This is a genomic window from Streptomyces krungchingensis, from assembly GCF_054729265.1.
This window is the reverse complement of sequence record NZ_JBPUKY010000001.1, coordinates 819,735-838,661: the sequence shown is the minus strand read 5'-3', so window position 1 is coordinate 838,661 and position 18,927 is coordinate 819,735. Positions and strand designations below refer to the sequence as shown.

Here is an 18,927-nt window from a genome sequence, read left to right as displayed (position 1 = left end):
GACACGCAGCAGGACGGACACTCCATGCCGGGAACGCAGACATCGCGCCGAGCGCGCCGTGGACTCGCCGGGGCCATGGCCGCGGGGACGGCGCTCGCGGCGCTCGCGACCGCGACCCCCGCCAACGCGAGCTCCGCCTCGACGACCGTCGGTGGCGCGAAGGTGACGTGCACCTCGAAGCGGTCGGCGCTGGCGGACCGGCTGGCGCGGGACATAGCCGAGGCCCTCCGCGGCCGTAAGGACACCTCGGCCCTCGCCCTCTACGACCGCACCACGGGGACCTCCTGCGCGTACCGCGCCGACACGGCCTTCGACTCGGCGAGCGTGGTCAAGGTCACCGTCCTCGGCGCCCTGCTGCGGCAGGCCGCGGAGGAGAAGCGCGAGCTCACCGCCGACGAGGTGAAGCTGACCACCGCGATGATCACCAAGTCCGACAACGACGCGACCAACACTCTGTGGCACCGGATCGGCGCCGACGGCATCCAGCACTTCCTGGACCAGGCCGGCATGACGGACACCGTGCCCGGATCGGCGAACCACTGGGGGCGGACCCGGATCACGGCCGCCGACCAGCTCAAGCTGCTGCGCCTGCTCACCTCCGACAACCCGGTCCTCGACCGGAACGCACGCGCCTACGCCCTCCGGCTGATGGGCCATGTCGTCGCGGACCAGCGCTGGGGCGCGCCCGCCGGGGCACCCGCGACCGCGGCCGTCCACGTCAAGAACGGCTGGCTTCCGCTGAAGACCCATGGCTGGAGGGTGCACAGCGTCGGCGTGTTCACCGGCGGCGGCCACGACTACGGGATGGCCGTGCTCTCCCAGGACAACCGCACGATGGACGAAGGCGTGGCCACCCTGGAGGCCGCCGCCCGCGCGGTCAACCGCGACCTGAACGCGTCCCCCGCCGCCACTTCCTGAGTTCTCGAATCGCGCCCCGGCGGCCGGACGTCCGCCGGCCCGGGGGCCGTCGGTGTGAACGGCCCGCTCGGCCGCGGCGGCATCGCCGGCCCGCCGGGCACCCGCTCCTATGGTGGGAGCCCCCAGCGGGCGAACGGCCAGGCCCCGAGGCCGTCGCGCGCTTCACCGAGGGTGCCGTGATCGTGCTCTGCACCGACGGCCTGATCGAGCGCCGCCGCGAGGACATCGACACCGGCCTGACGCGGCTGGCGGACTCTCTGTCCCGTCACCGGGGCGCCGCTCCCGAGGTCCTCGCCGACGCCCTGCTCGCGGACCTGCTTCCGGCCAGTGGCGCCACCGACGACACCGCCCTGGTGATCGTCCGCATGTGACGGGCGAGCCGGACCGTCGTTACGTAACACGGTGCGGTCGTTCGCTTACTGTGTGCATATGATCGGGGCGCGCGTCAGGACGAGGACACCGAGGGCCGGACGGCTCTGGCTGCTCCTCGGGGTCGTCCTGATCGTCGTCGCCCATCTCGCGGGAGCCGTGCACGGCGCCGCTCTCGCGGGCACCCACACGGCCTTCCCGGTCGTCCCGCACGCGGACGGTGAGGCGCACACCGCTGACGGGATCAAGCCGTCCCCCGGTCACGACCACACGGCCGACGGGCATGTCGACCATGTGGCGGACCGGCCCCGCACCGGCGAGACCGGCCCGGGTCCCGGCCACGACGGATCGCACACCCCGCCGTCCATCGCCGTCGCACCCGGAGTCGCGCATGCCTCCGGCGGCGGTCCGTCCCGCCTGCTCGCCGCGGCGGACCGTCGTGGCATCCGTGCGCTGCACTGCGTCTGGCGGCTCTAGGCACCCGCCCGCACTCCCCGTCCGCGCCCCGGAACAGGGGCGCCGCCGGGGCGTGCCGCCGCGCGCCCGTGATCCGCCACGACGCGCCCCGCCGAATCCGGCCGGGCGCCAAGGAGCCGTACGCCCATGCACCTCTCCCTGCTCGAACCCCGCGGGGATCGCACCCCGCGTCCCGCGATCGCCCGCCGCCCCGCCCAACTCGTCGGCGACACCCCGGTCCTGTGGGTCGACGAACCCTTCGCCCCACCCGGCCGCGGGTTCCACGCCAAGCTGGAAGGCGCCAACCCCGGTGGCATCAAGGACCGCCCCGGACTGCACATGGTCGGCGAGGCGCGCCGTCGCGGCGAACTCGTGCCCGGCGCCCCGATCGTGGAGTCGTCCAGCGGCACGCTCGGTCTGGGCCTCGCCCTGGCCGGACTGACGTACGGCCACCCCGTCACCGTCGTCACCGATCCCGGCGCCGAGCTGTCCCTGGTCCGGCTGCTGACCGCGCTCGGCGCCCGGGTCGACCAGGTCCCCGTCCCGCACCGGGAGGGCGGCTGGCAGCAGGCCCGCCGCGACCGCGTCGCCGAACTCCTGGCCCGTACACCGGACGCGTACTGCCCGGACCAATACCACAACCCGGACAACGCGGCCGCCTACCGGCCGCTGGCCGCCGAGCTCGCCGCCCAACTCGGCCACGTCGACGTGCTGGTGGCCGCGGTGGGCACGGGCGGCCACTCCGCCGGTGTCACGGCGGGGCTGCGCGAGTCGTTCCCCGGGACGAAGCTGATCGGGGTGGACGCGGTCGGTTCGACGATCTTCGGGCAGCCCGCCGCGCCGCGCCTGATGCGCGGTCTGGGATCCAGCATCCACCCCGCCAACGTCGACTACGAGGCCTTCACCGAGGTGCACTGGGTGGCGCCGGACGAGGCGGTGTGGGCCTGCCGCCGTCTTGCCCGCCGCCACTACGCCTCCGGTGGCTGGAGCGTCGGCGCGGTCGCTCTCGTCGCGGGATGGGCCGCGCGGGAGTTCCCGGCCGGAACCCGGATCGCCGCGATCTTCCCCGACGGCCCGCACCGTTACCTGGAGACCGTCTACAACGACGCCTGGTGCCACGAGCAGCGGCTCCTCGGCCGCCCGGCGCCGCTGGAACCCGACGAGATCGCCGAGCAGGACGAACGGGTCGTGACACGCTGGACTCGGTGCAGCCGGGTCCGCGATCCGCTCGGCCGCGGCGCGGCGAGGGCGGGCGTGCGATGAAGGGGCTGCGGGCCCAAGTGGCCTCCTTCGACGGCCCCGCACGGCTGCTGATGGTCAATCAGTTCGCCATCAACCTCGGCTTCTACATGCTGATGCCGTACCTGGCCGACCATCTCGCCCACGGGCTGGGCCTCGCGGCCTGGACCGTCGGTCTGGTCCTCGGCGTGCGCAACCTCTCGCAGCAGGGCATGTTCCTGGTCGGCGGGACGATCGCCGACCGCTACGGCTGCAAGCCGGCGATCCTCGCCGGGTGTGCGCTGCGGACGGTCGCGTTCGGGCTGCTCGCCGTGGCCGACGGACTGCCCGCACTGATCGCGGCCTCGGCTTTGACGGGTCTGGCGGGAGCCCTGTTCAACCCGGCCGTCCGTGCCTATCTGGCCGCGGAGGCGGGGGAGGCGCGACGGGTCGAGGCGTTCGCCGCGTTCAACGTGTTCTACCAGGCAGGCATCCTCGTCGGCCCGCTCGCCGGACTGGCCCTGCTGGCCTGGGACTTCGCGGCGGTGTGCACGGTCGCCGCGCTCATCTTCGGCGCGCTGGCGATCGTGCAGGCCCGCGCGCTGCCCGCGCGTCCCGCGGCGGAGCGGGGCGCCGAACCTGCCCGGCGGTCGGTCGCCGCCGACTGGCGCACGGTCGCCACGAACCGCCCCTTCCTCCTCTTCGCCGCCGCGATGAGCTGCTCGTACGTCCTGGCCTTCCAGGTGTACCTGGCCCTGCCGCTGCGTGCCCGCGAACTCTTCGGCGAGCGGACCGGCTCGGTGACCGGCGCGGTCTTCGCCGTCTCCGCGCTCGCCGCGCTGTCGGGCCAGCTGAAGCTGACGGCCTGGGCGAAGCGCACGCTGCCCGGCCCGCAGGCGATCGCGTACGGGCTGGTGGTGATGGGAGTCGCCTTCCTGCCGCTGGTGCCCCGGCCGTACGACCCCGTGGCCGGGGTGTGCGCTCTGGTGGTGTGCGCGGCACTGCTGGCCTGGGGCGGGGCGCTCCTCTACCCGTTCGAGATGGACACCGTCGTACGTCTCTGCGGCGACCGGCTGGTCGCGACGCACTACGGCGCCTACAACACCGTCTCCGGCATCGCCGTCTCCCTCGGCAATCTCGGCGTCGGGGCGCTGTTCGACACGGGCGTGAGCTGGCTGCCGTGGGTGGTACTGGCCGGCACGGGGCTGGTGTGTGCCGCGCTGGTCGTCAGGCTGCACAGCGCCGGGTACCTGACGGTGCGGCCGGTCCCCGTGCCGGGCTGAGCGGCGGTCGGACGGCCTGCGGCAGCCGTGCGGCGGAGGGGTGGCCACCGCGGTGCGGGCGCCGAGGTGCGGGGAGCGGGCGGCGGCCACCCCTTGCCTGTTCTATGGGGTACACCATAAGTTACCGGCAGGTAGCCACTTGGCGGTGGCTCCGGCGACCCGTGTCGACGGTGGCATCAAAGGTCAAGGAGCCGCCCGCCAGTCCGCGAGGAGACGAGGGGAGAGGTGCGTGAGCCCGCGCAAGAGCGACAGCCGGGACCGGATGGTCCTCAGCGCCGCGGCCCTGCTGCGTGAGTACGGGGCGAGCGCCACGAGCATCGACCGGGTGCTCGCCCACAGCGGCGCCCCGCGCGGCTCCGTCTACCACCACTTTCCCGGCGGGCGGACCCAGCTGATCGACGAGGCGGTCGCCCTCGCCGGCGACATCGTCAGCGGCCTGCTCGACGCCGCCGCGCACGCCGGCGATCCGCTGGAGGCCGTCGACGCCTTCTTCGCACTCTGGCGCGAGAGGCTCCTCGACAGCGATTTCCGGAACGGCTGCCCCATCGTGGCCGTGGCTGTCGAGACCAACGACGACGCACCGCAGCTCGCCCGTTCCGCCGCCGCGGTCTTCGCGCGCTGGCAGGAATCGCTCGCCGCCCTCCTGCTGCACGGCGGAGTGCCGCGGGAGCGCAGCACACGGCTGGCCGCGTTCATCATCTCCGCCGTCGAGGGAGCGGTGATCATGTGCCGCGCCGAGCGGAGCACCGCCCCCATCGAGGCCGCCGCGGCCGAGATCCACGACCTGCTCCGACTCGCCCTGCCGGCACGGCCCGACACGGACCACCGGCCGCAGACCACCTGACCCCGCCCGACCCGATTCGCCCAAGGAGTGACCATGCCCGCGCTCGACCGCCAGGACAACGTCTTCGTACTCGACCTGGGAGACGACGAGAACCGCTTCCACCCCGACTGGATCGCCTCCGTGAACGAGGCCCTGGACGAGGTCGAGAAGGCGGAGGGGCCACGCGCCCTGGTGACCACCGCCACCGGGAAGTTCTACTCCAACGGCCTCGACCTGGACTGGCTGTTCGCCCACGCCGACCAGTACCACGAGTACGTCGTCTCGGTGCACGGCCTCTTCGCCCGGGTGCTGTCCCTGCCGCTCGTCACCGTGGCGGCCCTGCAGGGACACACGTTCGCGGCGGGCGCCATGCTGTCCCTGGCCCACGACTTCCGTGTGATGCGCGGCGACCGCGGCTTCTGGTGCCTGCCCGAAGCCGACATCAACATCCCCTTCACGCCAGGGATGTCCGCCCTGATCCAGGCGCGGCTGGCGCCTCAGCCCGCACACGAGGCCATGGTCACCGCCCGCCGTTACGGCGGTCACGACGCCCTCGCCGCCGGGATCGTCGACCACGCCGTGGACGAGCAGGCGGTCCGGTCGACCGCCCTCGAGATCGCCGCCTCGCTGACGGCCAAGGCGGGCGACACGCTCGGCACCATCAAGGCCCGCATGTACGCCCCCGCCCTCACCGTCCTTCGCGACCGGGAGAACCCCCTCGGCTGACACCGGCAGGACACATCCCACCGGCGAGACGACGAGCGCCCCGCCAGGCATTGGAATTCCAATGCCTGGCATTGGGATCGTCATTGGAAACGAATGGGAGACGGACCTACCTTCGAGGACATCGCCGCACTGACGATCTGCACCCGAAGCGTCAGCGCTCGCAGAGTGCCGGAGCGTGCGATCACCATCGCCCCGGGCCCCCACGGGCCCGTATCCCTCGGAGGCAGCGCATGTCCAAGATCCTTTTCGTGATGACCGGCGTCGACCACTGGACCCTCGCCGACGGCACCGAGCACCCCACCGGCTTCTGGGCCGAGGAGGCGGCCGCCCCGTACGAGATCCTCACGTCGGCCGGTCACGAGATCGTCGTCGCCACGCCCGGAGGCGTCGTCCCGACCGTCGACAAGGGAAGCCTCGCCCCGGAGGTCAACGGCGGCCAGGAAGGCGCCGACAAGGTCGCGAACGTGCTCGCCGGGATGACCGAACTGCGGAACCCGATCCGTCTCGAGGACGTGAACCTCGACGACTACGCCGCCGTGTTCTACCCCGGCGGCCACGGCCCCATGGAGGACCTTGCGGTCGACGCCACCTCCGGCCGGCTCCTCATCGACACCCTGACGTCGGGCAAGCCGCTCGGCGTGGTCTGCCACGGGCCCGCCGCGCTGCTCGCCGCCACCCGCGACGACGGCACGAACGCCTTCGCCGGCTACCGGGTCGCCGCCTTCACCGATGTCGAGGAGACCCAGGCCGGACTCGCCGACCGTGCGAAGTGGCTCCTGGAGACCCGTCTCGTCGAGGCCGGTGTGGACGTACAGGTCCGCGAGCCCTGGGCGCCCAACGTGGTCGTCGACCGCAACCTGGTCACCGGCCAGAACCCCGCGTCCTCCGCGCCGCTCGCCGCGGAACTGCTGCAGAAGCTGGGCTGACGCATGAGCACCGACCGGCTCGAAGAGGTCCTCGACGCCACGTACGACTGCCTCACCAGGTACGGCGTGCGGCGCACCACGATGGACGACATCGCCTCCACCATGGGCGTGTCCCGGTCGGCGGTCTACCAGTACGTCCGCAGCAAGGACGACGCCTTCCGCAAGCTGGCCGCCCGCCTGCACGACCGGGCCCTCGTCCGTGCCCGGGCGGCCGCCGCCGACCGGGACGTCCCGCACGACCGACGCATCAGAGGCGTCCTGGTGGCCAAGCTGGACCTCGTCCTCGAACTCAGCGGCCCTTCGCCACACACCGCCGAACTCCTCGACGCCAAGGCCCGGTTGTTCGGCGGGATCTGCTGCGCCTTCACCGCCGACCTGCGGCGCCTGCTCATCGGCCTGTTCGCCGAGGCGGGCACGGTCGGCGGTGTCGAGCCGGCCGAGGCCGCCGACATCGCCCTCGCGCTCGTCGTCGGTCTGGAGTCGCAGGCCGAGGGCAGCGCGCTGCTGGAGCCCGCGGCCACCGCGCTCCTGTCCGGACTGCTCGGCACGCCGGCATCCCGATGACACTCCGTCGGACGGGCCATCGGCTCGGCGGGCCGCCCCTGGACGACCGGACGCGCCGGAGGCGGGCGGACGCCGGCACCGGCAACACGCCGGTGCACAGGCCCCCTCAATCCAGGTGGCCGAGGTACTCCAGGTAGTCGTGCAGGGCCGCCGAGGCGCGCAGCCGGTGGAGGCTGCGACGGTGCAGGTCCCGTCCCCGGCCCGCCAGTTCGGCGGCGACACGGTCGGGGCTCCCTGTCGACCGCAGTTCGTCCAGGACCGCCTTGATCGTCGCGAGGGGGTGATGACCTCGGCGGAGCAGCGAGACGATCTGCGCGGCGTGCACTTCCGTGCGGGAGTAGACCCGATAGCCGGTCGACGGCTCCCGGTCCGGCCGCAGCAGACCGCGGTCCTCCCAGAGCCGCAGGACCGGTGGCCGGACCCCCACGGCGCGGGCCACCTGACCGATGCGCAGCTGACGCCGAGCGGACGCCGACGTGACCGACGTGATCGTGCCACCTGCCAGCACGGTGTCCAGAGCCGCGTGCACCTCGGCCAACTCCGCTCTTTCGCGGTCCAGTCGGGCATGACTCGCGTCGAGAGCGGCCAACGCCGCCTCCAGATCGCCGTCGTGGACGGCTCGCATCACGACGCGGGCCGTCGGCCACCCGTGACCCGCGGCCATCTCGCGAGCCGCGCCGAGGGCCCTTGCGTGGGCCGCGGTGAAGACCCGGTATCCGCTCTCCGTCCGCTCCGTCGGCGGCAGAACCCCCAACTCCACGTAATTGCGGACCTGCTGGACCGAGATCCCGGCCGTCCGCGCAAGGTCGACGGCGCGCAGTCGCTGACCCACATCGCCCTCCGCTGCCCCGCCGCCCGTACCGAGGCGCTCACCTTAACCCCTCAAGGCCAGTTGAGACTTTTCGGACATCGCGAAGGCATGTCCAGCGCCGATTGCCTCGGAAGTCCCCATAAGCAATTGAATGAAACAATTGAAAGCCGAGGCCCGGCCGTTCGAGCCGGGCCGTCCGGACATATCAGGGGAGTGGGCGACTTGAAATTCCTGCTGGAAGTCACCATGGACGACGCGCGCCTGACGGAGGACCCCGCGGGCGAACTCGGCCGCATCCTCCGCTACTGGGGCGGCAACCTCCACCACTACGCGCTCGAACCGGGCGACGGCTCGGCCGTGTACGACTCGGACTATCGAGAGGTCGGCCGCTGGCATATCGAGGCGGCTCCCGGGGCCTGACTCCGACCCCGTCCCCCGTCACGAGGACGGCGCGGAGTCCGGCGCGGTGACCGCCGAACCTGCCGTCGGTGTGCACAGAGCCCGGCGGACGGCGCCGCGGAGCCAGCGGTGGGCGCCGTCGGCCGTGTGCCGGGGGTGCCAGGCCATGCCGATGGTCAGCGGGGGCAGCGCCAAGGGGATGTCGAGGAGGCGCAGTCCGAGGGCGTGGGCGTCGTGGGTGAGGGGCGAGGGAGCCGTGCCGGGGTGTGCCGCGGGTACGAGGCAGACGAGGTCGCTGCGGGCGACGAGGGCCATCGCGGCCAGGTGGCTGGGGAGGACGACGCCGACCCGCCGCTGGAGGTTCAGCTCGGCCAGGGCGGTGTCGAGGGGGCCGGTGAACCGGCCACGACGGCTGACCGCGACGTGCTGGGCGGCAGCGAGCCGGGCCGGGGTCAGCGGCCCTTCGGTGAGTGGATGGCCGGACCGAACGGCCGCGACCATGCGGAGGCCGACCAGTTCTTCGATCCGGGTCTCGGGGTCCACGTGGTCGATGGATCCGATCTCCAGGTCGATCCCGCCATCACGCAGCGCGGGCCCGGCCTCCAGTTCTTCGGCCCGGATCCGGAACGAGACCCCCGGCGCCTCCCGCCGGGCCAGTTGCAGCAGCCCGGCGGCCAGTGCCGCGCCGACCAGGTCGGCGGTCTGGAGGGTGAAGGTGCTGCGGAGGCCGGCCGGGTCGACGCTCGCGCCGGGGCCGAGCAGCGCTCCGAGGCTGCGTACCACTGCGGCGGCCTCCTCGCGCAGCGCCTGGGCGCGAGGGGTGGGAACCATGGTCTGTCCGGCCCGGACCAGGAGCGGGTCCTGGAGGACCCGGCGCAGCCGGGCGAGGGTGCGGCTCATCGCGGCGGGCGAGGTGTGCAGACGTGCGGCGGCACGGGTCACGCTCTGCTCGGCCAGCAGGGCGTCCAGCGCGATGGCGAGATTGGCGTCGATGACCGGATCCGGGCTGTTCACCAGCATCATTCCATTTCGAGCAATGATTCCGTGCCGAAGTTCCCATTGTGGCAGTACGGAGATCCTCAGCAGGATCAGGGGCGACCCGAACCACCACGACCTGCGAGGTTCTGATGATCGTCATCACCGCTCCCACCGGGAACATCGGGCGTCACCTGCTCTCCCGGCTCATCGAGTCCGCTCCCGCCGCGGGTGAGGCGCTGCGCGTGATCGTGCGAGATCCCGCCCGGCTTCCGGACGCGGCGCGCGGCCGCGTCGAGGTGGTCACCGGATCGCACGCGGAACCCGGGGTCCTCGACCGGGCCTTCGCGGGTGCGGACGCCGTCTTCTGGCTCGTCCCGCCGGACGCCTCCCTGACCCCGTACGACGCGTACAGCGGTTTCACCCTCCCCGCCGTCGAGGCGCTCGCCGCCCACCGCGTGGGCCATGTGGTCGGCGTCTCCGCGCTCGGCCGCGGCACCCCGCTCGCCGACCGGGCCGGGCTCGTCACCGCCTCCCTCGCCATGGACGACCTCATCGCCGGCACCGGCGTCGCCTACCGGGCGCTGGCCTGCCCGTCCTTCTTCGAGAACCTCCTGGAGGAAGCCGACTCGATCCGGGAGAAGGGCGTCTTCACCGACACCGTCGACGCCGACCGCAAGGCCCCCTTGGTCGCTGTCGCCGACATCGCGGCCACCGCGGCCGGCCTGCTGCTGAACCGCTCGTGGACCGGCACCGACAGCGTCCCGGTCCTCGGGCCGCGGGACCTGTCACCCGACGACCTGGCCCGCATCATGACCGAACAGCTCGGCCGCCCCGTCCGCTACGAACGCCGGCCCCTCGACGAGCTGTCCAGCACCCTCGTCGGCCACGGCCTCAACGAGACATTCGTCCAGGGCATCGTCGACATGAAGCGGGCCAAGGACGAGGGCCTCGACGCCGGCGTCGCCCGCACTCCGGCCACCACTTCCCCCACCGGCTTCGAGCAGTGGTGCGCCCGGATCCTCAAGCCCGCCGTCCTGTCCTGAAGTCCGGCACCCGGCGCCGGAACACAAGGGAACCAGTCCCACCTGCCACCCTGGAGGCACCCTGATGCCCGCTGAAGAGACCGAACCGCCGGTCACCGCGTTCATGCTGGTCAAGACCACACCCGAATGGCTCGCCCTGACCGTCCGGGAACGCGTGGACGCCTTCACCACCCAGGTCCTGCCGGCCATCGAGGCCAGGACCACCGGAGTCCGGTCACGCTTCTACGACACGGAGTTCTACTCCGCGCGCGTCACCGACGTCTGGGTGTGGGAGGCCGAAGACCACCACGCCTACCAGCGCCTCATCGACGCACTGCGTGAAACCCCGTTCTGGGACCGCTACTTCGAGGTCGTCGACCTTCTCGTCGGCACCGAGAACGGCTACGCGCGAACCTACGGCCTCGAACCCGTCGCCACCGTCACCACCTGACACGCGTAGCCATGGGGCTGCGGTGTGGCCGTCACGTATGGCGCCCGGGGATCGTCCATGGCTTGCTATGGTCAACAATGCACCTAGGTGCATTGTTGACCATAGGTCGCGCGAGGCGGGATGACCCGCCCGCGCGATCGGGGTGACGGAGGACGGTGATCGGCAGGTGCCCGAGAGCGCATACCTGCGGTACGTCGCGCTGGGCGACAGTCAGACGGAAGGGCTCGGGGACGGTGACGACGTCCGGGGGCTGCGCGGATGGGCGGACCGGCTCGCCGAGCAACTCGCCCTCGGCAGCCCGGACCTCGTGTACGCCAACCTCGCCGTTCGGGGCCGGCTGGCCGGGCAGGTGCGTGCCGAGCAACTCGAACCCGCCCTCGCGCTGCGCCCCGACCTCGTCACGGTCGTGGCCGGGGTCAACGACGTCCTGCGTCCCCGCTTCGACGCCGACGAGGTCGTCGCCCACTTGGACGCCATGTTCGCCGCACTCACCGCGCAGGGAGCCCGCGTCGCCACGCTGACCCTCCCGGACGTCGCCCGGATGACGCCGCTGGCCCGCCCCATCGGTCACCGCGTCCTCGCTCTGAACGACGGCATCCGCGCGGCCGCCCGTCGGCACGGCGTCGTCGTGGCCGAGACCTCCCACCATCCCGTCGTGACCGATCCGCGGCTGTGGAGCGCGGACCGTCTGCACGCGGCCCCGCTCGGCCACGCACGCATCGCCGCCGCGGTCGCGCAGGCGCTTGACCTGCCGGGCAGCGACGACGGTTGGACGCGGCCCCTGCCCGCCGACCTCTCGGCCCCGTCGGGACTGCGGGCCGTCCGCGCGGAGTTGCGCTGGGTCGGCTCCTTCCTCGGGCCGTGGATCGCGCGGCGGATACGGGGACGGTCGTCCGGAGACGGCCGGACGGCCAAGCGGCCGGCGCTCCTGCCGGTGACCGTGCCCGCCGAAGACCTGTCATGACCGCCGGGCCCTGTGGCTCGCCGACGGGACCCTTGTGACGCAGGTGTCCGGTGTGCCCCAGGCTGCCTGCGCGTCCCGCGTGGCTCAGGCGCCCGGCGTGACCTAGTCGTCCGACACGAAGGGTGCGTCCGACACGAAGCGTGCGTCCGGCGCGAAGGACGCGTCCGACGTGACGGGTGTGGTGCGCCTGGCCGGTCGGACGGACGCGGCAGACGTGACAGGTGTACGGGCCGCGAGCGCCGGATTGGCATCGGCGCCCTCCGTGCTCAGCAGAACGACCGTCGAGTCGGGGCCGACACCCAGGGCGTCTCGGCGCCCCGGCTGCCCGTCGCCGCCCAGCGCGGCACGCACCCCGGCGAGTGAGGCCGCGCCACAGGGCCCGGCGTGCACGCCGAGTGCGACGAGATCGCGGACGGCGGCGGCGCTCTCGGCGTCGGTGACCGTGACGGCGGCGTCCACGCCGTCCCGCAGACACGGCCAGGCGAGACTGGAAGGGGTGCCGCAGTTCAGACCGGCCATGATCGTCTCACCGGTCGTGACGCTGACCGCCTCGCCCGCGACGAGGCTCGCGAGGACGCAGGCCGCGTTGTCGGGCTCCACCGACAACAGCGCGGGGGCAGGTCCGGCCAGGCCGCGGCGGTAGTGGGTGACGGCGGCCTGGGCGAGCGACCCCACGCCGGCCGGGACGGCGACCAGGCCGGCCGGGCCCGCGCCCGCCGTGCCCAACTGCTCGTCGATCTCGGCGAACAGGGTGGAATACCCCTCCACGATCCAGCCGGGGACCTCCTCGTAGCCGGACCAGGCGGTGTCCTGCACCAGCACGGCCGACGGCTCGTGGGAGGCCTCGGACGCACGGCGGACGGCCTCGTCGTAGGGCCCGTCGACCCGGGTGACGTCCGCGCCCTCGGCGGCGATCGCGGCCTCCGCGGCCGGGTGCACGCCCTTCGGCACGAAGACATGGGCGCGGTGGCCGAGCAGACGCGCCATGCGGGCTACCGCACGGCCGTGATTGCCGTCGGTGGCGGTGACGAGCCGTACGGGGTGGCCGTCCGTGCGTCGGTCCAGGACCCGGTGGATCGCCCAGGAAGCACCCAGCGCCTTGAAGGCGGGCAGCCCCAGGCGGCACGACTCGTCCTTGACGAACACCCGCCCGACCCCGAACTCCTCGGCCAGGGCGGGAAGTTCGGTCAGCGGGGTGGAGGTGAAGCCGGGCAGACGGGAGTGGAAGTCCCGCACGGCCGCCGGGGCGGGCGGGCAGGTCCAGGCGCGGGCCGCCGGACGCGAGAACCACGCCCGGCCCTGCTCCGGCAGTCCGCCGATGGAGTTCTGGCCGATGGAGTTCTGGGAGGGAATCGCAGGCACCCGGCCACTGTGTCGCCCCTCCCTCCCTTTGGTCCAGTGAATGTTTCCGACCGATAATCATTGAGGAAGCCGACCGATCGACGAGGAGGGTGCCGATGTTCGACCTGCACCGGCTGCGTCTGCTCCGCGAGCTCAAGCATCGGGGCACGCTCGCCGCGGTCGCCGCCGCCCTCTCGTACAGCCCTTCCACGATCTCCCAGCAGTTGTCGCTGCTGGAGTCGGAGGTCGGCGTCCCCCTGCTGGAGCCCGTGGGCCGGCGGGTGCGGCTCACCGAGCAGGCCGAGATCCTCGTCGAGCACACCGAGGCGGTGCTGCGGCGGCTGGAGCAGGCGGAGGCGGACATCGCCACCTCGCTGACCGAACTGACCGGCACCCTGCGTATCGCCTCCTTCCAGACGGCCGCGCTCGCCCTAGTCCCGGCCGCACTGACCGGGCTGCGCGGCACTCACCCCCGGCTGCGGATCCATGTCACCCAGACGGAACCGGAGAAGGCCCTGCCGGCACTGCTCGCCCGCGACTTCGACCTGGTCGTCGCCGAGGAGTACCCGGGCCACCCCGACCCGCTGCCCGCCGGCACGGAGCGCGAGGACCTCTGCGAGGACACCCTCAGGCTGGCGCGCCCGCGGGCCTTCGCGACGCGGGACACCGCGCACGGGGTCAGGCCGGGGGAGGCGTTGCGGGCCGTCGCCGAGCACCCCTGGGTCATGGAGCCGGAGGGCACGCCCGCCCGGCATTGGGCCATGACCCAGTGCCGGGACGCCGGCTTCGAGCCGGACGTCCGCTTCGAATCCACCGATCTCCTCCTCCACCAGCGGCTCGTCGAGCAGGGGCACGCGGTCGCCTTCCTCCCGGACCTGGTCCGCAGCGGGCACGCGCCGACGGTGCCTCTCACGCCGCTCCCGCACGGCCGCGGAAGCCGGAAGATCTTCACCGCCGTACGCGGGGGTCGCGGCGGCCATCCCGCGATCGTCGCCTGCCGGCAGGCGCTGCGGGAGGCCGCCGAGCCGATCGGCGGCGCGGTCTGAAAGGGCCCCCGCCGAGGGGCTTTCCAGGGCTCGCGCGGGCTGCGAACAGGCGCACCGGCGGGTGTCGGACGCGGTGTTAGGTTGGGCGTCATGGCTCTGCGCAACGCGGTGATGGCCGCGCTTCTGGAGGGCGAGGCGTCCGGGTACGACCTCGCGAAGGGGTTCGAGGTCTCCGTCGCCAACTTCTGGATGGCCACGCCGCAGCAGATCTACCGTGAGCTGGAGCGCATGGAGAGCGAGGGCATCGTCTCCGCGCGTGTCGTGCAGCAGGAGCGCCGCCCCAACAAGCGCCTCTACTCGCTCACCGAGGCCGGCCTCGAAGCCGTCCGTGCCTTCGTCTCCGACGCGCCCGCCAAGCCGACGGCCATGCGTGACGAGCTGCTCGTCAAGGTGCAGTGCGTCGACTTCGGCGACATCGAGGCCGTACGGGCCGACCTCGTCGAGCGCGTGGAACGGGCCGCGGCCAAGCTCGCCCGGTACGAGCGCGCGCAGCAGCGCATGCTCGACGGGCGCACCGAGGACGAGTACTGCGCCACCGTCGAGCGCCTCGGGCCCTACCTCACCCTGCAGGGCGGACTCGCTCTGGAACGGTCGACGATCCAGTGGGGCGAGATGGCTCTGAGGCGCCTCGCGCAGCGGACGGCGACGCTCACCTCGGCAGCACGCTCCTGACAGCGGCGAGAGCTGTCGCCCGTCCGGCTCGGGGCACTCCGGCCGCAGCCGTAAACCGATCGGTTTTCGATCGGGTGCAATCGCGTTAGCCTTTGGCATGACCTCAGAGGCGAAGACCAGCTCCCGCGACCGGCTGCTCGATGCGGCGGCCAGTCTCGCGTACGCCGAGGGCGTCGGTATCGGTGTCGAGGCGCTGTGCAGGGCCGCGGGCGTCTCCAAGCGGTCGATGTACCAGCTCTTCGAGAGCAAGGACCACCTGCTGGCGGAGAGTCTGGAGCGCCGCGCCGCCGGCTTCTCCGGCCGGCTGCTGCCCCCGGAGGGCGACGGCGGTTCGCCCCGCGAACGGATCCTGCACGTCTTCGCGCAGGCGGAGGCGCAGGCCGCCGCGCCGGGATACCGCGGGTGCCCCTATCTCGCCGTCCAGATCGAACTCAAGGACGTGGACCACCCCGCGAGCCGGGTGGCTCACCGGGTCAAGGCGACCCTGACGGACTTCTTCCGCGCGGAGGCGGAGCGGGGCGGGGCGAGCGATCCCGACCTGCTGGCCCGGCAGCTGACCCTGGTGTTCGACGGGGCGAGTGCCCGCGCGGGAATCGGCGCCGACAACCTCGTGGGGCTCATCGGGCCGACGGTGACCGCGCTCCTCGATGCCGCCGGACTGCGCTGAACTGCGTCGTTCACGCTGACACAGCGCCCGGCCCGGCCTGGGGCGGGCGTGCCTCAGCGCTGCCCGGCGACCCGTCGGTGGTGCTGTGGGTCCGTCGCGTCCCGATGTGAGTTTGAAAACAAGACTCAGTTGCCCCCTCTCGACTTGAATGCGGAAACCGATCGGTTTACGGTGAGTGGAAACCGATCGGTTTCCAATGCTCTGGAGGACGTCATGACCGAAATCAAGGGAGCCACCGCGCTCGTCACCGGCGGCAGCAGGGGGATCGGCAAGGCGCTGGTCGAGGAGCTGTACACCCGCGGGGCCGCCAAGGTGTACGCCACGGCCCGCGACCCGCGCACGGTCACGCACCCGGACGCCGTCGCGCTGGCGCTCGAGGTGACGGACCCCGCCTCCGTGGCGGCCGCCGCCGAGCAGGCGCAGGACGTCACCATCCTGGTCAACAACGCCGGTGCCTACGTCGGGGCGTCCTTCCTCGACTCGTCCGTGGACGACGTCCGCCGTGAGTTCGAGACCAACTTCTACGGTCCGCTCCTGCTCGCCCGCGCCTTCGTGCCGGTCATCGAGCGCAACGGCGGCGGCCACATACTCAACGCCCACTCCGTGCTCTCCTGGCTGGGCATCGCGGGGTCCTACAGCGCCTCCAAGGCCGCCCTCTGGTCGCAGACCAACACGCTGCGGCTGGAGCTGCACGAGCGCGGGATCGGCGTCACCGGCCTGCACATGGGGTACGTGGACACCGACATGGCCGCCCATGTTGACGCCCCCAAATCGGGCGCCCGCGACATCGCGGCCCTGGCGCTCGACGGTGTCGAGGCGGGAGCCTTCGAGGTGCTGGCGGACGACCTCACGCGGCAGGTCAAGGCGGGCCTGTCCGGAGACCCGGCGGCGCTCTACCCGCAGCTGGCCCAGTAGCGCACGCCTGCCGGCCCGGCGGCGCGCCACGGCCGGACCGCCGGCGCTCCACCGTGCAGCCCGGCCTCTTCGGCCCGGTCGCCCGCACTTTTGTTGTGCGTTCCGTGCTCCTGAGCTGATGGGACCCCTTGACCTGGTGAGTCTTATTACGCAACTCTGGAGTTCGGAACCCCATGACGGCGCGGAGGGCGGCCCACGGTGGAGTGGACGGGTGCGGTGTACGCGGACAGACCGACGGTCGAGGTGACGACATGGATCGCTGCCACACCGGAGCGTGTGTGGCAGCTGGTCTCGGACGTGGAGCTGATGCCGGGCATGAGCTCGGAGCTGCAGTCCGTCGAATGGCTCGACGGGGCCACCGGGCCCGCCGTCGGTGCCAGGTTCGTCGGGCGGAGCAGGCACGACTCCTTCGGCGAGTGGGCGACCACCTCGACGGTCGTCGAAGCCGAGCCGGGGCGGCTGTTCGCCTGGGCCGTGGAGGACCCGGCGCACCCCAGCGCCGTCTGGCGATTCCGGCTCGAACCCAAGGACGGGGGGACCGAGCTGACGCAGTGGATGCAGATGGGCCCCGGCCGCTCCGGACTCTCCTACGCGATCGACGCCATGCCGGAGAAGGAGCAGAAGATCGTGTTCGTGCGCATGCGCGAGTTCGAGCGCAACATGACCGTCACGCTGGACCACATCAAGAACCTGGCGGAGGCGTGATGCGCACGGCGACGACGGTCGAGGCGTCGGGCTTCGGCTCCTGGACCGAGCAGGCGGATTTCGTCGTCGAGGCGGAGAAGGCCGGCCTCGACATCTGCTGGGTGGCCGAGGCATGGGGCTCCGACGCCCCGTCCGCCCTGGGCTTCTACGCGGCCAGGACCGAACGCATGCTGCTCGGCTCCGCCGTGATGCAGGTCGGGACGCGCACCCCGGTGGCGCTGGCGCAGACGGCGATCACCTTGTCCAACCTCTCCGGCGGGCGGTTCCTGCTGGGCCTCGGCCCCTCCGGCCCCCAGGTGATGGAAGGGCTGCACGGCGTGTCCTTCGCCCGGCCCCTGGCGCGCGTCCGCGAGACCGTGGAGATCGTGCGCCAGGCGGTGGCGGGCGACAAGATCTCGTACGCCGGCGAGGAGTTCACGATCCCGCGGCCCGGCGGGGACGCGGTACCCATGCGCCTTTCCCTGCGGGCCGAGCACTCGATCCCGGTGTATCTGGCCGCCCTGTCCCCGGCCATGCTGCGGCTGACCGGCCGGGTCGCGGACGGCTGGCTCGGCACCAGCTTCGTCCCCGAAGGGGCGGCGGAGGCCTACTTCGCCCCGCTGGACGAAGGGCTCGCCCTCAGCGGCCGCAGCCGAGCGGACTTCGACGTCTGCCAGGGCGCCGAGGTGGCCTTCGCCCCGGACGAGGAGGCGCTGGGCGCCATGGTCGCGGGCCGCAAGAAGGAACTGGCCTTCAGCCTGGGCGGGATGGGCTCCGCATCGACCAATTTCTACAACCGCGCCTACAGCAGGCAGGGTTGGGCCGAGGTGGCCGCGCAGGTCCGGGAGCGCTGGCAGGGCGGCGACCGCGAGGGCGCGGCCGGTCTGGTCACCGACGACATGGTGCTCGCCACCACGCTGATCGGCACCGAGGACATGGTGCGGCGACGGCTGCGCGTATGGCGCGACGCGGGCGTGGACACCGTACGCCTCTATCCGGCCGGAGACGGCATGCGGGAGAAGCTCGACACGCTGGCCAGGGCGATCGAACTGGTCCGTGAAGTCGGTGATGCGTGATGACCGCGCGCAAGTCGTTCGCGAACTGGCCCTGCTCCATCGCACGCACCGTCGACCTCCTCGGCGACGCGTGGACGTCGCTGGTGCTGCGGGAGGCGTTCTACGGAAGCCGGCGGTTCGACGAGTTCCAGCAGGAGCTGGGCATCGCGCGCAACACCCTGACGGACCGGCTGCGCCGTCTGGTGGCCGAGGGGCTGATGGAGAAGCGGCTCTACGACAGTGAGCCGCCCCGCTACGACTACGTGCTGACGGAGAAGGGGCGCGACTTCTTCCCCGTCCTCGCCGCGATGACACGGTGGGGCGACCGATGGCTTGCGGGGGAGGAGGGCGTCCCCGTCACCCTCCACCACGACTCCTGCGGCCACGACGCCGAGGCGCGGGTCGTCTGCTCCGCGTGCGGCGAGCCGATGGGATCCGAGAACACGTCCGTGCGGATGGGGCCCGGCTACCCGGAGCGGCTCAAGTCGCGTCCCGACGTCCAGCGCCGCTTCGCCCGGTCCTGACGGCGTCGCTTCGCGCTTCTCGCGGGGCTGCTTCGTGTGCTTCCGGCAGGCCCGCTTCGTGTACCTCCGGCAGGGCCGCGGTCCGTCACCGACGCCGCGCACCCGGAGTCGGGGG

At 72.4% G+C, this 18,927-nt stretch carries 22 protein-coding genes and 1 pseudogene; 20 read left to right on the top strand and 3 right to left on the bottom strand.

The window, feature by feature from the left end; all coding sequences use genetic code 11:
- The first annotated feature begins 24 nt into the window (after positions 1 to 24).
- The 9 genes and pseudogenes from ACSYGO_RS03885 to ACSYGO_RS03845 all read left to right on the top strand — a co-directional run bounded on the left by ACSYGO_RS03885 (position 25) and on the right by ACSYGO_RS03845 (position 7,283).
- Positions 25 to 918, top strand: a complete 894-nt coding sequence (locus ACSYGO_RS03885; protein ID WP_460389671.1) for a serine hydrolase — start codon at positions 25 to 27, stop codon at positions 916 to 918.
- 116 nt (positions 919 to 1,034) lie between these two features.
- A pseudogene (locus ACSYGO_RS03880) lies at positions 1,035 to 1,289 on the top strand (SpoIIE family protein phosphatase); the annotation flags it as partial.
- A 58-nt stretch (positions 1,290 to 1,347) separates the two neighbouring features.
- Positions 1,348 to 1,764 (top strand): hypothetical protein, encoded by a 417-nt coding sequence (locus ACSYGO_RS03875; protein ID WP_460385757.1) that lies wholly within the window; start codon positions 1,348 to 1,350, stop codon positions 1,762 to 1,764.
- Between the two features lie 126 nt (positions 1,765 to 1,890).
- Positions 1,891 to 3,006 (top strand): PLP-dependent cysteine synthase family protein, encoded by a 1,116-nt coding sequence (locus ACSYGO_RS03870; protein WP_460385756.1) that lies wholly within the window; start codon positions 1,891 to 1,893, stop codon positions 3,004 to 3,006.
- Positions 3,003 to 4,244, top strand: coding sequence for an MDR family MFS transporter (locus ACSYGO_RS03865; RefSeq protein ID WP_432187924.1), 1,242 nt, complete (start codon positions 3,003 to 3,005; stop codon positions 4,242 to 4,244). Before ACSYGO_RS03870 ends, ACSYGO_RS03865 begins: the two co-directional genes overlap by 4 nt.
- A gap of 229 nt (positions 4,245 to 4,473) precedes the next feature.
- Complete coding sequence (locus tag ACSYGO_RS03860; protein ID WP_460385755.1) at positions 4,474 to 5,088, top strand: TetR/AcrR family transcriptional regulator; 615 nt, start codon at positions 4,474 to 4,476, stop codon at positions 5,086 to 5,088.
- Between the two features lie 33 nt (positions 5,089 to 5,121).
- On the top strand, positions 5,122 to 5,793 hold the full coding sequence (locus ACSYGO_RS03855; protein WP_426680490.1) for an enoyl-CoA hydratase-related protein: 672 nt from the start codon (positions 5,122 to 5,124) through the stop codon (positions 5,791 to 5,793).
- Between the two features lie 230 nt (positions 5,794 to 6,023).
- Complete coding sequence (locus ACSYGO_RS03850; RefSeq protein ID WP_426680489.1) at positions 6,024 to 6,719, top strand: type 1 glutamine amidotransferase domain-containing protein; 696 nt, start codon at positions 6,024 to 6,026, stop codon at positions 6,717 to 6,719.
- A gap of 3 nt (positions 6,720 to 6,722) precedes the next feature.
- Positions 6,723 to 7,283, top strand: coding sequence for a TetR/AcrR family transcriptional regulator (locus ACSYGO_RS03845; RefSeq protein ID WP_432176369.1), 561 nt, complete (start codon positions 6,723 to 6,725; stop codon positions 7,281 to 7,283).
- Between the two features lie 106 nt (positions 7,284 to 7,389).
- On the opposite strand, the gene ACSYGO_RS03840 is transcribed toward ACSYGO_RS03845, so the two are convergent.
- The gene (locus tag ACSYGO_RS03840) at positions 7,390 to 8,115 is read right to left on the bottom strand and encodes a MerR family transcriptional regulator (protein ID WP_460385754.1); all 726 of its coding nucleotides are present in this window, start codon (positions 8,113 to 8,115) and stop codon (positions 7,390 to 7,392) included.
- A gap of 201 nt (positions 8,116 to 8,316) precedes the next feature.
- Between ACSYGO_RS03840 and ACSYGO_RS03835 the strand changes: the two genes are divergently transcribed.
- Positions 8,317 to 8,514 carry a hypothetical protein gene (locus ACSYGO_RS03835; RefSeq protein ID WP_426680486.1) on the top strand — a complete coding sequence of 66 codons (198 nt, stop codon included), beginning with the start codon at positions 8,317 to 8,319 and terminating at the stop codon, positions 8,512 to 8,514.
- A gap of 18 nt (positions 8,515 to 8,532) precedes the next feature.
- Here the strand turns inward: ACSYGO_RS03835 and ACSYGO_RS03830 are convergent, their stop codons facing one another.
- Entirely contained in the window at positions 8,533 to 9,516 is a 984-nt protein-coding gene (locus tag ACSYGO_RS03830; protein ID WP_426680485.1) for a LysR family transcriptional regulator, read from the bottom strand.
- A 104-nt stretch (positions 9,517 to 9,620) separates the two neighbouring features.
- Here ACSYGO_RS03830 and ACSYGO_RS03825 point away from each other — a divergent pair, with 104 nt between their 5' ends.
- The 3 genes from ACSYGO_RS03825 to ACSYGO_RS03815 all read left to right on the top strand — a co-directional run bounded on the left by ACSYGO_RS03825 (position 9,621) and on the right by ACSYGO_RS03815 (position 11,908).
- Positions 9,621 to 10,514: an NAD(P)H-binding protein gene (locus ACSYGO_RS03825; RefSeq protein ID WP_460385753.1), complete on the top strand. Its 894-nt coding sequence runs from the start codon at positions 9,621 to 9,623 to the stop codon at positions 10,512 to 10,514.
- A 64-nt stretch (positions 10,515 to 10,578) separates the two neighbouring features.
- Positions 10,579 to 10,944 carry a darcynin family protein gene (locus ACSYGO_RS03820; protein WP_426680483.1) on the top strand — a complete coding sequence of 122 codons (366 nt, stop codon included), beginning with the start codon at positions 10,579 to 10,581 and terminating at the stop codon, positions 10,942 to 10,944.
- 166 nt (positions 10,945 to 11,110) lie between these two features.
- Positions 11,111 to 11,908: an SGNH/GDSL hydrolase family protein gene (locus ACSYGO_RS03815; protein WP_460385752.1), complete on the top strand. Its 798-nt coding sequence runs from the start codon at positions 11,111 to 11,113 to the stop codon at positions 11,906 to 11,908.
- A gap of 102 nt (positions 11,909 to 12,010) precedes the next feature.
- Here the strand turns inward: ACSYGO_RS03815 and ACSYGO_RS03810 are convergent, their stop codons facing one another.
- Entirely contained in the window at positions 12,011 to 13,261 is a 1,251-nt protein-coding gene (locus tag ACSYGO_RS03810; protein WP_460389670.1) for a diaminopropionate ammonia-lyase, read from the bottom strand.
- A 104-nt stretch (positions 13,262 to 13,365) separates the two neighbouring features.
- Between ACSYGO_RS03810 and ACSYGO_RS03805 the strand changes: the two genes are divergently transcribed.
- The 7 genes from ACSYGO_RS03805 (at position 13,366) to ACSYGO_RS03775 (ending at position 18,812) form a co-directional block, all read left to right on the top strand.
- Positions 13,366 to 14,295 carry a LysR family transcriptional regulator gene (locus ACSYGO_RS03805; RefSeq protein ID WP_432187929.1) on the top strand — a complete coding sequence of 310 codons (930 nt, stop codon included), beginning with the start codon at positions 13,366 to 13,368 and terminating at the stop codon, positions 14,293 to 14,295.
- Between the two features lie 90 nt (positions 14,296 to 14,385).
- On the top strand, positions 14,386 to 14,967 hold the full coding sequence (locus tag ACSYGO_RS03800) for a PadR family transcriptional regulator (protein WP_426680480.1): 582 nt from the start codon (positions 14,386 to 14,388) through the stop codon (positions 14,965 to 14,967).
- A gap of 97 nt (positions 14,968 to 15,064) precedes the next feature.
- Entirely contained in the window at positions 15,065 to 15,634 is a 570-nt protein-coding gene (locus ACSYGO_RS03795; RefSeq protein WP_426680479.1) for a TetR/AcrR family transcriptional regulator, read from the top strand.
- Between the two features lie 213 nt (positions 15,635 to 15,847).
- Positions 15,848 to 16,549: an SDR family oxidoreductase gene (locus tag ACSYGO_RS03790; RefSeq protein WP_432176362.1), complete on the top strand. Its 702-nt coding sequence runs from the start codon at positions 15,848 to 15,850 to the stop codon at positions 16,547 to 16,549.
- Positions 16,550 to 16,747: 198 nt separating this feature from the next.
- On the top strand, positions 16,748 to 17,254 hold the full coding sequence (locus ACSYGO_RS03785; RefSeq protein WP_460385751.1) for an SRPBCC family protein: 507 nt from the start codon (positions 16,748 to 16,750) through the stop codon (positions 17,252 to 17,254).
- Positions 17,254 to 18,309, top strand: a complete 1,056-nt coding sequence (locus tag ACSYGO_RS03780) for an LLM class flavin-dependent oxidoreductase (RefSeq protein WP_460385750.1) — start codon at positions 17,254 to 17,256, stop codon at positions 18,307 to 18,309. The genes ACSYGO_RS03785 and ACSYGO_RS03780 overlap by 1 nt, the downstream gene beginning before the upstream one ends.
- A complete protein-coding gene (locus ACSYGO_RS03775) occupies positions 18,309 to 18,812 on the top strand; it encodes a winged helix-turn-helix transcriptional regulator (RefSeq protein ID WP_426680475.1) in 504 nt (167 codons plus the stop codon). Before ACSYGO_RS03780 ends, ACSYGO_RS03775 begins: the two co-directional genes overlap by 1 nt.
- Positions 18,813 to 18,927 lie beyond the last annotated feature (115 nt).